General features: G+C 75.0%; 13 protein-coding genes. 7 read left to right on the top strand and 6 right to left on the bottom strand.

From position 1 onward, the window contains the following. The first annotated feature begins 20 nt into the window (after positions 1–20). Positions 21–965, top strand: coding sequence for an aldo/keto reductase (locus tag BLT39_RS03215; RefSeq protein ID WP_091058415.1), 945 nt, complete (start codon positions 21–23; stop codon positions 963–965). 10 nt (positions 966–975) lie between these two features. Here BLT39_RS03215 and BLT39_RS03210 read toward each other — a convergent pair whose 3' ends face one another. Further along, on the bottom strand, positions 976–2,094 hold the full coding sequence (locus BLT39_RS03210; RefSeq protein ID WP_131801396.1) for a glycosyltransferase: 1,119 nt from the start codon (positions 2,092–2,094) through the stop codon (positions 976–978). Positions 2,095–2,279: 185 nt separating this feature from the next. Here BLT39_RS03210 and BLT39_RS03205 point away from each other — a divergent pair, with 185 nt between their 5' ends. After that, positions 2,280–3,893, top strand: coding sequence for an FAD-dependent oxidoreductase (locus tag BLT39_RS03205; protein WP_165640117.1), 1,614 nt, complete (start codon positions 2,280–2,282; stop codon positions 3,891–3,893). Between the two features lie 85 nt (positions 3,894–3,978). Next, positions 3,979–4,740 carry a phytanoyl-CoA dioxygenase family protein gene (locus tag BLT39_RS03200; RefSeq protein ID WP_091058409.1) on the top strand — a complete coding sequence of 254 codons (762 nt, stop codon included), beginning with the start codon at positions 3,979–3,981 and terminating at the stop codon, positions 4,738–4,740. Here BLT39_RS03200 and BLT39_RS03195 read toward each other — a convergent pair. Both BLT39_RS03195 and BLT39_RS03190 read right to left on the bottom strand, forming a co-directional pair. After that, a complete protein-coding gene (locus BLT39_RS03195) occupies positions 4,728–5,759 on the bottom strand; it encodes a glycosyltransferase (protein WP_091058408.1) in 1,032 nt (343 codons plus the stop codon). The two genes, BLT39_RS03200 and BLT39_RS03195, sit on opposite strands and share 13 nt — an antisense overlap. Then, positions 5,756–7,276: a lipopolysaccharide biosynthesis protein gene (locus tag BLT39_RS03190; RefSeq protein WP_165640116.1), complete on the bottom strand. Its 1,521-nt coding sequence runs from the start codon at positions 7,274–7,276 to the stop codon at positions 5,756–5,758. Before BLT39_RS03190 ends, BLT39_RS03195 begins: the two co-directional genes overlap by 4 nt. 382 nt (positions 7,277–7,658) lie before the next feature. On the opposite strand from BLT39_RS03190, the gene BLT39_RS03185 reads away from it, so the two are divergent. Both BLT39_RS03185 and BLT39_RS03180 read left to right on the top strand, forming a co-directional pair. Then, positions 7,659–9,200 (top strand): sugar transferase, encoded by a 1,542-nt coding sequence (locus BLT39_RS03185; protein ID WP_278246932.1) that lies wholly within the window; start codon positions 7,659–7,661, stop codon positions 9,198–9,200. 420 nt (positions 9,201–9,620) lie between these two features. Continuing rightward, positions 9,621–10,601 carry an LPXTG cell wall anchor domain-containing protein gene (locus BLT39_RS03180; protein WP_131801395.1) on the top strand — a complete coding sequence of 327 codons (981 nt, stop codon included), beginning with the start codon at positions 9,621–9,623 and terminating at the stop codon, positions 10,599–10,601. 85 nt (positions 10,602–10,686) lie between these two features. Here BLT39_RS03180 and BLT39_RS22205 read toward each other — a convergent pair whose 3' ends face one another. Both BLT39_RS22205 and BLT39_RS03170 read right to left on the bottom strand, forming a co-directional pair. Next, positions 10,687–10,839, bottom strand: coding sequence for a hypothetical protein (locus BLT39_RS22205; protein ID WP_165640115.1), 153 nt, complete (start codon positions 10,837–10,839; stop codon positions 10,687–10,689). A 522-nt stretch (positions 10,840–11,361) separates the two neighbouring features. Then, positions 11,362–11,796: a DUF805 domain-containing protein gene (locus tag BLT39_RS03170; protein ID WP_091058401.1), complete on the bottom strand. Its 435-nt coding sequence runs from the start codon at positions 11,794–11,796 to the stop codon at positions 11,362–11,364. A gap of 284 nt (positions 11,797–12,080) precedes the next feature. Here BLT39_RS03170 and BLT39_RS03165 point away from each other — a divergent pair, with 284 nt between their 5' ends. Continuing rightward, a complete protein-coding gene (locus BLT39_RS03165; protein ID WP_131801394.1) occupies positions 12,081–12,596 on the top strand; it encodes a hypothetical protein in 516 nt (171 codons plus the stop codon). 81 nt (positions 12,597–12,677) lie between these two features. Then, on the top strand, positions 12,678–13,019 hold the full coding sequence (locus BLT39_RS03160) for a DUF6221 family protein (RefSeq protein WP_091058396.1): 342 nt from the start codon (positions 12,678–12,680) through the stop codon (positions 13,017–13,019). A 280-nt stretch (positions 13,020–13,299) separates the two neighbouring features. Here BLT39_RS03160 and BLT39_RS03155 read toward each other — a convergent pair whose 3' ends face one another. After that, positions 13,300–14,289 (bottom strand): hypothetical protein, encoded by a 990-nt coding sequence (locus BLT39_RS03155; RefSeq protein WP_091058393.1) that lies wholly within the window; start codon positions 14,287–14,289, stop codon positions 13,300–13,302. Positions 14,290–14,305 lie beyond the last annotated feature (16 nt).

Here is a 14,305-nt window from a genome sequence, read left to right as displayed (position 1 = left end):
GGGGCCGTACCTTCGCCTGGGTGACCGCCACCCCCGCACCGGCCGTGCCCCCGACCGTCGTCGCCGGCACGGCCCACCTGTTCGGCCTCGTCGAGGGCGACGACGCGTCGCGCGCCCTGCTGCAGGAGGCGTGGGACGCCGGCGTCCGCCGGTTCGACACCGCGCCCTCCTACGGCGGCGGGCGCACCGAGGCCGAGCTGGGCGCCTTCCTGGCCGGGCGCGAGGGCGTGCAGGTGGTGGCCACCAAGGTCGGCCTGGCCCCGGCGCTGGGCACCCGCGGCGGTGGCCGGCAGCTGGTCCGGGTCGCGCGGGCGGTGCTGCCCGAGGCGGTCACCCGCCGGCTGAGGAAGGCCAGCCAGGAGCGCTCCCGCGGCCGGTTCGACCCGGCCGCCGTGCAGGAGTCGCTGGCGGAGTCGCTGCGCCGGCTCGGCGGGCGCATCGACCGCTACCTGCTGCACGAGGTGCAGCCCGCGGAGGTCACCCCGGAGCTGGTCGCCGTGCTGCGCCGCGCGGTGCAGGCCGGGGACGTCGGCGCGGTGGGCGTGGCCACCCAGGTCGAGCTCACCGCGGCGGCCGTCGAGCGGGGCGAGGGCGTGCTCACCGTCGCCCAGTACGCCGCCGGCCCGCTGGACCCGCCGGTGCACCTGCCGCCCACGGTGACCACGCGGGTCGGGCACGGCCTGCTCGGCGCCGGTGGCGGGGCGCTGCGGCAGCTCGGCGACCGGCTGCGCGAGGACCCCGCCGCCGCGCAGCGGTGGCGGGCCGCGGTGGCCGGCACCGGCTACGACGCCGAGGACGGCCTGGCCCGCGCGCTGCTGGCCCGCCGTCCCGAGGGCGTGGACGAGGTCGTGCTGGCCACCTCCCGCCCGGGGCGGCTGGCGGGCGCGGTGGCCGCGGTCGCCGCCGGCCCCGCGCCGCAGGCCGTGCAGGACGCCCTCGCCGCCCTGGCCACCCCGAGGGCCTGACGGCCCCGGGTCAGCGCCGGCCGTCGACCAGGCGGGCCAGCGCGGCCCGGTGCTCGGCCGCGGCGGCGGCCGGGTCGAACATCCGCGGTGCCTCCACCACCGCCCGGGCGGCGGCGGCCCGCAGCGGGGCGGGGTCGGCCAGGTGGTCGGCCAGCGCCCGGGCCAGCGCGGGCACGTCCTCCGCAGGGACCAGGGCGCCGAACGCCCCGTCGGCGAGCACCTCGCGGGGCCCGGTCGGGCAGTCGAGGGCCACGCACGGCGTCCCGGCGGCCAGCGCCTCGACCAGCGCCAGCGCGTACCCCTCCCAGCGCGAGGGCAACACGAACACGTCCGCCGTCCCGACGACGGCGTGCGGGTCCGCGACGTGCCCGGGGAAGGCGACCACGCCGGGGCCGAGCAGCCGCTCCGCCTGCGCCTCGAGCGCCGTCCGGTCGTCGCCCTCGCCCAGCACGACCACCTCCACGGCCGGTGCGCCGAGCCCGCGGGCCGCCGCCACGGCCTCCAGCAGCAGGTCGAAGCCCTTCTGCCGGGTCAGCCGGCCGCAGCCCACCACCAGCGGGGGTGCGCCGGGGTCGCGGCGGGGGCCGCGGCGCGCGGCGGCGGCGACCTCCGGCCCGGGCACGGCGTTGGGCACCGCGACGGTCTCCCGGTCGTGCCGCAGCGGGGCCACCCGGGCGGCGAGGTCGACGCCGACGCAGACCGCCTGGGTCGCCGTGGCCAGGGCCGCGCGGGTGGGTGGCTGCGCCCAGGGCGGCACGTAGGAGGCCAGGGCGTGCGCCGGGTCGGACTGCACGAGCACGCTCACCGGCCGCCGGGCGGCCCGGGCCGCCGCCGTCGCCACCAGCAGCCCGAGGCCGATCTCGGTCGCGGACACCACGACGTCGGCGCGGGCGGCCCACCGGCGGGCACGCGCCAGCCCCGCGGGCAGCGCGACGCGCAGCGGCCGCGGGTCGTCGGTGGCGAACAGCAGGCGCAGCTCCCGGGGGACCGCCAGGTCACCGGGTCCGGGGTGCACGAGGCTGAGCAGGGCGACCTCGTCCCCGGCCCGCTGCCAGGCGAGGGCGCGCTCCAGCGCGACCCGGTGGGCCCCGTTGTCGCCGAGGTCGGACAGCAGCAGCAGGATGCGCACGGGCGGGCTCCTCGGGGGGCGCGGGGACGCGGTGCGGCCCCGGTGGTCCGACGTCGGGGTGGACGCTAGCGGTGCCGGGGTCGCCGGGATCACGGCCCGGTGGTGCGCACGGGCCGGTGGCGGCGGTCATGCTGGGGGGACGCCGGCACCCGTCGGCCGCCCCCACGGACGGAGCCCCGCACCGCATGATCGTCGACCTGGCCACCCTGGAGCCCTCGGCCCCCGAGCTGGCCCGACCCGACGCCACCGTCGTGGTGGGTGGGGGAGCGGCCGGCCTGGCGCTCGCGCTCCGGCTGGAGGAGCTCGGCTCCCCGGTGGTGCTGCTGGAGTCCGGCGGCGACGCCCGGGACGACGCCGCGATCGCCGCCGCCGCGCCGCTGAACGAGGGCGCGGTGGTCGGGGGCCTGCACTACCGCGGGCTGCAGGACGGCCGCCAGCGCAGCCTGGGCGGGGCCACCCAGCTCTGGCACGGCCAGTGCACCCGGCTGCGCAGCGGCGACCTGGCGCAGCGGTCCTGGCTCCCGCACAGCGGCTGGCCGCTGGACCTCGAGGTGCTCGACCCCTGGTACGACGCGGCCGAGCGCTGGTTCGGGCTCAGCGGCCGGGGCTACGACGACTCCCGGTGGGCCGAGCACCGCCGGCTCTCGCCCCTGCCCTGGTCGGGCGACCGCCTGCTGGCCGACTTCGCCGAGTACACGGCCACCCCGCACCTGGGCGACCGGTTCCACGAGCACCTGCGCACCAGCACCACGCTGACCACGCTGGTGCAGGCCACCGCGGTCGGGGTGCGGGTGGTCGAGGACCGGGTGCAGGGCGTCGAGCTGCGCGACGCCGCCGGCCGGGAGCTGTTCCTGGCCGCCGGCCGCGTGGTCGTGGCCGCCGGGGCGGTGGAGAGCGCCCGGCTGCTGATGCTGTCCGACCCCGAGGGGGTGGGGCTGGGCACCGGCCGCGCGCTGACCGGCCGGTTCCTGCAGGACCACCCGGTCGTGCCGCTGCTGGAGGTCGCGCCCACCCGGCGCGCCTGGCTGCAGGACCGCACGTCGCACCTGTTCGCCCGCGACGCCCGCATCTGGCCCAAGGTCCGGCTGGCCCCCGCCGCGCAGGAGCGCGAGGAGCTGGTGGCGGCCAACGCGGTGCTGGTGCACGAGGTCGAGGAGCCCGAGCTGGACGCCGTCCGCCGGCTGGCCGGTGCGCTCAAGCGGCGGCGGGTGCCGCAGGGCCTGGCCGGTGACCTCCGGCTGGCGCTGCGCGCGGTGGGCCCGACGGTCCGCACGGGCTGGCGGCGCTGGGCGCGCGGGCTGTCCTCGGGCCGGCCAGCGTCGCGGGTGCGGCTGGACGTGTGGCTGGAGCAGGTGCCCGACCCCGACAGCCGGGTCACCCTCGACGCGGCCGACCGGGACGCCTTCGGGCTGCCGCTGCCGCGGGTGGACTGGCGGGTGTCGGAGACCGAGGTGCGCACCAGCCGGACGATGGCCCGCTGGGTGGCCGAGGACCTGCGGTCGCACGGGCTGGCCGAGGTCACCGAGCTGCCGGCGATGACCGACGACGACGCCTGGCGCGCGGCCGTGTCCGACGCCTTCCACCCGGCCGGCACCACCCGGATGTCGGTCGACCCGGCGCAGGGCGTGGTGGACCCCGACCTGCGGGTGCACGGCGTCGAGGGCCTCTACGTCGCCAGCAGCAGCGTGTTCCCGATCGCCGGGTACGCCAACCCGACCCTGACGATCGTGGCGCTGGCGCTGCGGCTGGCCGCCCACCTGGCCGACCGTCCGGTGCGAGGCGAGCTGCACCCAGCGTGACGACGTGCCGCCGGGGGGCGCGACAGGCCGGGAGAACGGGGAACTCGCCGGGCCCGGTGCACACGGAGCGTCATACCTTGCCCGGATGACGTCCACCACGGCCCCGACCGGCCGGTACGGCCACCTCGCCGACCAGGTCCGGTCCGAGGGCTACGCCCACCTCCCCGAGCTGGGGGTCAGCGCGGCCGACCTGGCCGAGACCCGCCGCCTGCTGGACGGGTTGTTCGACCGCTTCGACGAGCTGCCCGCCGACAAGGCGCACGACCTGGGCACCGGCGGCCAGCCGGGCCGCCCCACGGTCCCCGAGGTCCTCGACTGCTCCACCCTCGAGCCCCGCCTGCGCGACACCGCCGTCTGGGCGGCCGCGCACGAGGTGGCCCGCGCGGTCCTGGGCAGCGGCACCTACTCCACCTACGACCACGCCATCTACAAGCCCCCGGGCATCGGCGGGCGCACCTCGTGGCACCAGGACGCCGGGTTCGACCAGGTGCTCGACCACGGCCTGGCGATCTGGGTGCCCTTCCAGGACACCGACGTCGTCGACGGGTGCATGCGCTACGTGCCGCGCAGCCACCTGGCCGGCCGCATGGAGCACCTGACCCGCATCGGCCCCGGCGGCAAGGAGGTCTTCCACCTCGAGGTCGACGACGACTCCGCCGTCGACGTGCCCTGCCGGGCCGGTGGCGTGACGATGCACGACTTCTACATGGTCCACGGCGCGGGCCAGAACCACGGCGAGCACACCCGCCGGGCCTGGGTCATCGACTTCGCCACCGCCCCGCTGCACAAGCGCGCCCTGCGCGGTGCCAAGCGGGCCGTGCTGGGCCTGCGGGGTCAGGCCCGGTAGACCTGCTCCAGCCGGTCCACGTGGCCGGCCAGGTCGAAGCTCGACCGCTGGAGCTCGCGCAGGGCGGTGCCGTACGCGGCCCGCCCTGCGGGGTCACCGGCCAGCCGGGCCAGGACCGCCCCGGCCGCCGCGGCGTCGCCCGGCGGGAACAGCGCCGCCCCGGGCGCGCGGCCCACGGTCTCCAGCGGGCCGCCGGCCGCGGCGGCGGCGACCGGCGTGGCCACCGCCATGGCCTCCAGGATGGACAGGCCGCACGGCTCGGCGGGGGCCGTCGACAGCAGCACGGCCGAGCAGGCCAGCAGGTCGGCGGGGTCCTCGACCCAGCCGCGGAACTCCACGGCACCGCCCAGGCCCAGCTCCAGCGCCCGGTGCTGCAGGTCGGCCCGTTCGGGGCCGTCGCCGGCGACGACGAGGGTCCAGCCGTGCGCGGCGAGCCCGGACGCGGCGAAGGCGGCCAGAGCGGTGCCGGTGTCCTTCTCCGGGGCGAGCCGCTGGGCGACCAGGACGACGGGCCGGCGCTGCTCCGGGCCGGGCTCCTGCGGCCGCACGCCGTTGAGCAGCACGACGTCGGGCCGGGTCTCCACCTCTCGGGCGACGAAGTCGCTGACCGCCAGCTCGGCGTGCAGCGCCCGCCGCACCACAGGGGCCAGCAGGTGGGCCGCCCGCCCGTAGCCCCGCGCCGCGGTGATGTGGCGGGTGGAGAACCGGCGGCCGCGGGTGGCCGGGGCGGCGGCGAGCGCGACGAAGTCGGCCTTGGCCATGTGGGAGTGCACGACGTCGCGGCGGCCGGAGCGGCGCAGGGAGGTCAGCGCGGCGGGCGCGGTGGCGCCGGGCAGCCAGTCGACGGCGTCGGGCAGCTCGGAGCGCATCCGGTCGGGGGAGCCGCCGACGACGGCCACCCGGTGGCCGCGGTCGGCCTGGGCGGCGGCGACCTCGACGACGTAGCGCTCGGTGCCGGCGAAGGACGGCGTGACGACGACGTGGGCGATGCGCAGGGCGCCGTCCCCCCGGCGGGTCACGGCGCCAGCAGCCGGACGCCGCGGCCGACCGGCCCCGGCAGGGCGTCGGCCAGCCAGCCGAGGTCGGCGGGGGCGAAGACCCGCGCCAGCCGGACGCCGACGGCGGCCAGCACGAGGAACACGGTGCCGGCGGCGAGGTCGCCGAGCAGGCCGTCGACCTCGGCCCGGACGAGGATCGCGGCCGCCGCGGCCACGGCGCTGACCAGGACCGCCGCCAGCAGTCGCAGCGGGGCGAGCTGCAGCGCGATGCCGCGCCGCACCGTGTAGCCCAGGATCAGCACGGCCCCGACGGTCTGCGCGGCGAAGGTGGCGATGATCGCGCCGGTGAGCGAGAACGGCGGGATGAGCACCAGCGAGAGCAGGACGTCGACCGCGGCCGCGGTGCCGCCGGACCACAGCACGGGGGTCAACCGCCCGATGCCGGTCCACAGCGTGGTGCAGACCTGGCCCAGTGGGACGACCAGGAGCATGAGCGCCAGGTAGCGCACGATCTCGGCGGCCTGGGTGAACTCGGCGCCGTAGGCGGTGCGCACCAGGCCCGGGCCGACGGCGAGGGTGGCGGCGCTGAGCAGGACGCCGAGGGTGCACACGACCCGGGCGGTGCGGCCCATGACCGCGGTGACGACGTCGGGGTCCTGCACGTAGCGCGCCGCGATGGCCGGCAGCGAGGCGCCGATGAGGGTGCTGGTGAGCACGACGGGGATGGTGATGACGTTGGCCGCCACCGAGAACATGGCCACGGTCGGGCCGTCGTGGTACTGGTCGAGGAAGACCAGCTCGATGCGGCGCTGCACGATCTGGCTGATCAGCAGCGAGCCGGTGAACATCAGCCAGGTGCGGGCCACCGGCCGCCAGTCCGGCCGGCCGGCGCGGCGCCGGGGCGGGTGCGGCAGGGTCCGGTCGAGGAAGGCCAGCGAGGTCAGCAGGCCGACGGCCACCACGAGCTGGGCGGTGAAGACGCCCTCGATGCCCCAGCCCAGGTAGATGGCGGCGATGGACATCAGCGGGGCGGCGGCCTGGGCGACCAGCCGGCGCCGGGAGGTGCGGGTCCAGCCGCGGTGGGCGATGTCGCGGACGGTGCGCGACCAGCCCAGCGCGTCGACCAGGGCCGTGGCCGCGGCGAGGAACCACAGCAGCTTGTAGTCGTCGCGGAAGATGCCGATGCCGGTCATCAGGGCTGCCGCGAGCACACCGCCGGACAGGTGGGCCGAGCCCGACCAGCGGGCCAGCCAGGCCAGCCGGTCGTCGTCCCGGGCGCCGACCGCGGTGGCCAGCAGCTGGATGCTCGCCGTGGTGAAGGAGAAGATGAAGACAGAGACCAGCAGCGAGGCCACGTAGGCGATGACGCTCTGCTCGCCCAGGACGGCGGCGCCGAGCTCGCGGCTGATGACGATGGACAGCGCCAGCGTGCTGCCCATCGGCAGCACCGTGGCGGCCGCGTTCCACAGCCCGCCGGACACCGTGCCGCGGCGGGCGGTCACCTCGACGGCGGGGTCGGCTGCGGGTTGTTCGGACACGGGGCTCCTCAGGCTCGTCGCCCGACGTCCCTGCCGTGACGGTCTCCAGCGGACGAGGGTAGAGGGCATTGCTGTCCCGCGGAGGCGGTGGTGACCCCCTCGGGTGGGGGTCCGTGTGAGTCGACTCATATCCGGTCCTGCGTCGAGCCGTAGAACGGCACACCGGCGGCTCGACTCCGGAGTGGTCGTCACTCACCGTGATCGATGAACCGCGACTCGTCGCGGAGTTCGTGAACTTCCCGTGACATTCGCTGTCAAGACCCTGTTCCGGGGCGACGGAGCGTGACGACGGCGGTTACGGTTCACCCCAGTCAGCGTCCAACGGAGGGCGGCAGGAACCACCAGGGCCCGCGGGGGCTCCGTGCGGGGGACACCGAACCACGTGATCGACTCGACCGACCTGAGCACCGCCGCGCGGGCGCCGCACGCGCGGCCGGCCCGCCCGCTGCGGACCCGCCGTCGGCCCTTCGCGTCCCGGCTCCGGGGCCAGGGGACCGACGCCCGCCGGGCCTGGCGGGGCGCCTACCGCCGCCGCATCGCGCTGACCGACCTGGTCGCCGCGACGCTGGCCACCGCGGTGAGCTACTGGTTGCACTTCGGGGACGACGCCCCCATCGACGGTGTCCCGCAGTCGGCGGCGCGCTTCCTCGCCTTCGCGATGCCGCTGGGCTGGGTCGCGCTGATGTTCGCCGCCCGCAGCTACGAGGAGCGCTACCTCTGGATCGGCCCGGAGGAGTACCGCCGGGTGGCCCGCGCGACCCTCGCGCTGCTGGGCGGCGTGGCGTTCGTGTCCTGGGCGCTCAAGCTCGACCTGGCCCGCGGGTTCACCATGACGGCCATCCCGATGGCCGCCGTGCTGACCCTGCTCGGCCGGTGGGTGCACCGGAAGGTGCTGCACCGGCAGCGGATCGCCGGCCGGCACACCCAGACCACGGTCATCGTCGGCCACCGCAGCGGCGTGGCCCACCTGCACCGCCAGATCGACCGCGAGGCCCACCACGGCTACCGCGTGATCGGCTGCGTGCTGCCCCCCGGCCAGGGCGTGGACGAGTCCCAGGACGAGTTCGACGGCCTGCCGGTGCTCGGCGACATGACCCAGGTCGCGGAGGTGGTGCGCCGGTACGAGGTCGACACCGTCGCCGTCCTGCCGTCCCCCGAGCTCGACGGGCCGGACCTGCGCCGGCTGGGCTGGGAGCTGGAGGCCACCCGCGCGGAGCTGCTGCTCGCGCCCGCGGTGACCGAGATCGTCGGTACCCGGGTCGCCATCCGGCCGGTCTCGGGCCTGCCGCTGCTGCACATGGACAGCCCCGAGTTCAGCGGCCCGCGGCGCTGGGCGAAGTCGGCCTTCGACCGCACGGTGGCCGGGCTGCTGGTGCTCATGACCGCGCCGGCGCTGCTGGTGATCGCGCTGGCCGTGAAGCTGACCAGCCCCGGTCCGGTGTTCTACCGGCACCAGCGCATCGGCATGGACGGCCAGCCGTTCGAGGTGCTGAAGTTCCGCAGCATGCGGCCGGGTTCCGACCGCGAGGTCGACCAGCTGTTCGCCACCTCGAACGAGGGCAACGACGTCCAGTTCAAGATGAAGGCCGACCCCCGCATCACCGGGGTCGGCGCGGTGCTGCGGCGCTACTCCCTCGACGAGCTGCCCCAGCTGTTCAACGTGCTCGGCGGCAGCATGTCGCTGGTCGGCCCGCGGCCGCACGTGACCCGCGAGGTCGAGGCCTACGGCGTCGACATGCGGCGCCGGCTGCTGGTGAAGCCGGGCATCACCGGGCTGTGGCAGATCAGCGGCCGGTCGGACCTGTCGTGGGACGAGTCGGTGCGCATCGACGTGCGGTACGTCGAGAACTGGTCGCTGTCCTTCGACTTCATGATCCTGGCCAAGACCTTCGGCGCCGTCGTCAAGGGTTCCGGAGCGTACTGATCGCAATCGCTTGGTGACACGCCGTCACAGGTCCTTCCTGTGACGCGCGGCGGGGGCCATCCTGTCGCCGTGATGTGGTGGGTGGCGGCCGGGTTGGTCGGATGGTGTGCGAGCGCGCCCCTGGTGGCGGTCTCGACCGGTCGCATGCTCCGCCGCCGCTCGCCCGGCACCGCGGTCGACGAGCTGGTCTGCGTGCCGGCGGCCTGGACCGCCGACCGGCTGGACCCCGCCGGGGCCTGAGGGCCGAATGTCGTAGCGGACTGCACCGTCCGCTCACGGACGGTTGCGGCGCGCAACGCCGGACCGGATCGTCCGCGCAACCATGGGTCTGCGTTGCGGGAACCTGCGGATCGGATGTGAACCTGCCCGCCGACACCTGAGGTCCGGCGCCCGGCCGGACCCCGACGGCGGGAGCGGTGCGTGCGGGTTCGGCAGTGGGCAGTGGTGGGTGCGGCGTTCGCCGTGGCGTGGGCCGGGGGAGCCGGCATCGCCTCGGCCGACCCGACCGGGGGGACCGACGAGGGCTGCCTGCCCGCGTTGCAGGTGACCGCGGAGTCCGAGGGCGACGGCGGGTTGCCGTTCCCCGACTGCGCGCCCGGCGACTTCCCGACGCACGAGGTCTACGCCTCGGTGGGCTGCGACGGTGTGGGCGTGCTGGACGTCTACGTCGAGGGTGCCGAGCCGGGCGTGGCGTACACGATCTACGCGAACGGCGACCGCACTGCCCGGTCGGAGCCGTTCCCCGCCGACGAGGACGGCGTGGTGGAGCTGTTCACCGAGTTCGTCCCGAACGCCACCGGTTTCGTGAACTACGACGTGGAGCAGCCGGACGAGAACACGATCGCGTCCGGCGAGGTCGAGGTCGTGCAGACCTGCCAGGGCGAGGCCGAGCTGGCCGTCACCCGCGACTGCCTGGTGCCCGAGACCCTGACGCTGGACTTCCGGGCGACCGGCCTGCTGCCCGACTCGTCCTACGTGGTCGTCTCCACGTCGAAGGGCTTCGTGTCTGCGTCCGGTGACGAGCCCTTCGTCCCGGCGGAGTTCGACACCGACGGGGCCGGCGCCGGCGCGGTCACCATCCCGGTGACCGAGGACCAGGACGCCACCGTCGCCGAGGGCGCCTTCACCGTCGACTACGAGGTCTACCTGGTCGGTGACCTGACGACGTCGATCACCGGCAGCGGCGAGGTCGTGGCGTGCGCGGTCGACGAGGGCGCGCACCCGACCACCCCGGCGCAGCCCACCCAGCCGGTCGCCGCGCCCGTCGTGGTGCAACCGGTCGCGCAGCAGCCGGCCGTGCTGGCCAACACCGGCACCCCGACCGCGGTGATGGCCATGGTCGGCGGCGGCCTGCTGGCCACCGGCGCCGGCGCCCTGGTGGCCACCCGCCGCCGCGCCTGACCCGCACCGCCCGACGACACCGGCCGCCGTCCCCACCAAGGGGACGGCGGCCGGTGCCGTTGCGGGCGCAGCTCGTGTGACCGCTTCAGCCGCGCCCCTTGATCTTGTTCCAGACGATCCAGCCGCCGACGAGGAGGAAGACCACCGCGAAGGTGATGAAGACAGGCCAGTCCACCGGACCGCCGCCACCGCCATTGCCCGGGTTGAGGGGAGCGGCGGTCACGACGTCGGAGTTCACGTAGGCATGGTCGTGGCAGAGGTGTCTGCTTGTCAGCTGCAGGACGACGGCGGGCATGTCCGGGTTGCCCGTGGCCGGAGGATGTCGGGGTGGGCAAGAACAAGAGCAGATCGCGGCCGGCTCGCAGCGGACCTGGATGGGGCATCCAGGTCCGCCTGTCGGATGGTCGCCGGTCCTGGTACTTCCAGGACGATCGCTACCGGGACGACGGCGGCCGTTCCGCCGAGCGTTGGTCCCCGTACGAGGCCCAGGCGGTGCGCTTCGACGACGAAGCAGAGGCACGCCGTGCAGCCGGCCGGATGGCTGTGAACTCGGACGCGCTGGAGTACCTCGTCGTGCCCTTGAGCCCTGCGCGGTCCGCCCCGGTGGCCCGCCCGAGAGCCACGGAGGGCACTGTCGACGACGTGGGACAAGGAGCCTAGGGGGCGCCAGGCGGTCAGCACCGCGACCGCCCGCCCTGTCAAGCGGCACCGGCCGCCGTCCCCACCGGGGGACGGCGGCCGGTGCCGTTGCTGGGGGAGGTCAGACCCCGTAGGAGGCCTGCGGGTAGCCGGGGTCGGGGTAGCCGCGGGTGTTGCCGGTCGGCGGGCCGTACTTGTTCGGCTGCGCGTCGCCGGCGAGCGCCCAGAAGACGATGAGCACGATGAACCCGGCAATCGGCACGAGCGCGATGAGCAGCCACCAGGCGGACCGGCCGGTGTCGTGCAGGCGGGTGACGGCGGAGGAGATCGACGGCACCAGCGTCAGCAGCGTGACGACCAGGGTGATGGGGCCGCCGGTGTCGAAGGAGACGGATGCCGACGTGGAGGTGGTGGTGGCGGTCGCCTCGCCACCGAACAGGGCGACGTCGAGGACGCTGGCGACGATGCCGAGGACAGCGAGGGGCAGGAAGTACTTCAGCCAGAAGGTGGGCCGGTCGATGCGGCCACGGCTGAGGTACCAGGAACCGAGGGACATGCAGGTCTCCCTGTTGGGCCGGCACCAACGGCCGGGTGAGCAGATGATGAGCCCTGCATGTCTCGTATTGGTGTCACCTGTGCGCGACTCACCCGGATGAGGCGGCTGGGACTTCGTCAGCCTTGGACGGACGGGACGCCTTGCACAGCCGGGCTTGGCAGCGGGGCATGTGGCAGTCGGCAGGTATGGCGGATTCAGACGCACTGGACTGCTCGCTCAGCGGGGCACGCCAGGGCCCGGTTCACGAGGCGGGCAGGTACCCCACCACATGGCACCATGCCGGCGTGCCGCCACCCATCCTCACGTTCGTCGGGCACGACCTCCTGCCCATGGACGAAGGTCTGTACAGCTGGGTGGACATCAAGAGGTTCGCCATCGAGGAGAACGGCAGCGACCACGACCTCGTGGCGACGCTCCTGGCGGACCGCCAGTACCGGGACACCTACGCGGAGTCCTACCGGGTCGAGCCGGCCGAGCAGGAGGAGCCCTTCGTTCACGGGCCCTACTGGCTGCACGCCATCCAGCCAGCAAGCTTCCAGTCCACGGACCCAGCTTCGGCCCGGGCAACGATCCAGAAGTGGGCTGATGACCCCGAGCCGCCTTCGTCAGAGACCCACGTGATCCTCGAGAAGAGGGTCTTCCCACTTCTCTCGGTGACCCCGCTGTACTACCTCCCAGACCTCCGCCCTGACGGACAGCATGACTGGGGTGGGGTGGTGGGGGCGACGGGCTTCCACGAATTCGTCGCCATCGACCGGCCTGCACGGAGCCTCGTCCTGGTCGTCGCATCCGACGACTAGCCCAGAGCGAAGGAGACGCGTCAGTCCGTCAGTGCCCACTCGGGCTCGGCGGGCTCGATCTCGCCGCGTCAGCATGAGCCCGTGCACATCACCGACTTCGTCCTGGCCCGTGTCGCCGAGGACGAGCGAAGGGCCAAGCTCGGCGTCGGTCAAGGCGACGAGGACTGGGCCGTCCTGATCGAGGACGGCGACGTCATCGGTGACGTGGGGTGGTCGCCTCACCGCGTGCTCCGCGCCTGCTACGCCACCCGCTGCCTCGTGGCCGCAGCCCAACAGGCTGCCCGCCGGACAGGACCCGGCGACGATCGTTCCGACCCGCATGACTGGCTGCTCGGGTTCCGGGACGGCACGGTCGCCGCTCTCCGGCCCATCGCTGAGCAGTACGCCGACCACCCCGACTTCGACCCGATCTGGGGCGCATGATGTCGCCACCGCCTGCGCGTGCGGCATTGGTTCACCCGCGGCCCTTCATCTTGTTCCACAAGATCCAGCCGCCGATGAGCACGAACACCACGGCGAAGGTGATGAACTGTGGCCAGTCCATCGGACCACCACCTTGCCCGCTCGAGGGGGAGAAGGCGGCCAGGAGGTCGAGGTCCACGCCCGGATGGTCTCGGGTCCCGGCCGCGGGCGCGACCAGTGATGCCCGTTGATTGCCGGTCGCAGCCCATCACCGTGCCGGGCGGCCTCCGCGCCAGGCCTGTCAGTCCTCGTCGAACGGGACGTAGATGCAGGTCCCGGACGTGAGTGCGTCCAGCCGGCCGGCGCAGGTCGACCCGTACCACTCGTAGAACGACCCGCTCTGGGTCGAGTAGTAGAGGTCGTCGCAGGACCCGACGGCCCCCTCGAAGCAGCTCTGCGCGAAGGCGTCGTACTGCTCGTCGTAGTCCTGGTCGCCGGCAGTGGGCGGGGCGACGGGCTCGCCGCCCTGGTACAGGTCGGCGTACTGGGTCGCGTCCGGGTCGAGCATCGGCTCGCTGGGCCCGTAGCCCAGGCCGTAGGGGTCGGTCGCGTACGGGTCCATCGCGTACGGGTCGAACCCCAGGGCCGGGTCAGAGGCGAACCAGCCGTACGCGGCCTCCTCGGCGGGGGAGGACTCCGGCGCGGTCGCGAGCACCAGCACGGTGGCGACGGCCAGCGCACCGACGGGCGCCAGGACGGCGACGGCGGTGCCGGGGGACCGGCGCGGGGTCACCCACTGGCCGGTCTCGGGCTGCCACACCGGCGCGGCCGCGCGGCGGGAGGTGAGCCAGGCAGCCACCGGCCTCTGCAGGGCGAGAACCAGCCGGACGACGGGCGTCGCCAACGACACGACCACCGCCCCGATGACGAGGCCGCGCACCGAGTCGGCGAACCCGAACGGGTCGTCACCCATCGCGAGGAGGACGGCGACGGCGAGCGCCACGGTCACCGCGACCTGCAGCGCGGCACCGACGACGAGCAGGGTCCGCCCGGTGCCGCGCAGCAGGGCGAGGCTGCCCAGCAGCAGGACGGCGGACACCGCGAGGGCGAGCGCCGACCCGAGCGCGATGCCGACCCCGGCCCCGTTGGTCCCGCTCGCCGAGGTCTCGGCGAGGACGAACACCACGATGCTCAGCACGGAGGCGGCGTCGACGAAGCCGAGGACGGCGGCGGCGATCGCCAGGCCGGGTGTGCGCGGCTGCGGGGCGTAGATCGGGTAGGGCTGGGACATCGTGCGGAACCCCCGT

Origin of the sequence: Klenkia brasiliensis (assembly GCF_900100695.1) — a bacterium.
In the GTDB taxonomy this organism is placed as follows: Bacteria; Actinomycetota; Actinomycetes; order Mycobacteriales; family Geodermatophilaceae; genus Klenkia; species Klenkia brasiliensis.
This window is presented reverse-complemented; position numbering and strand designations above follow the sequence as displayed.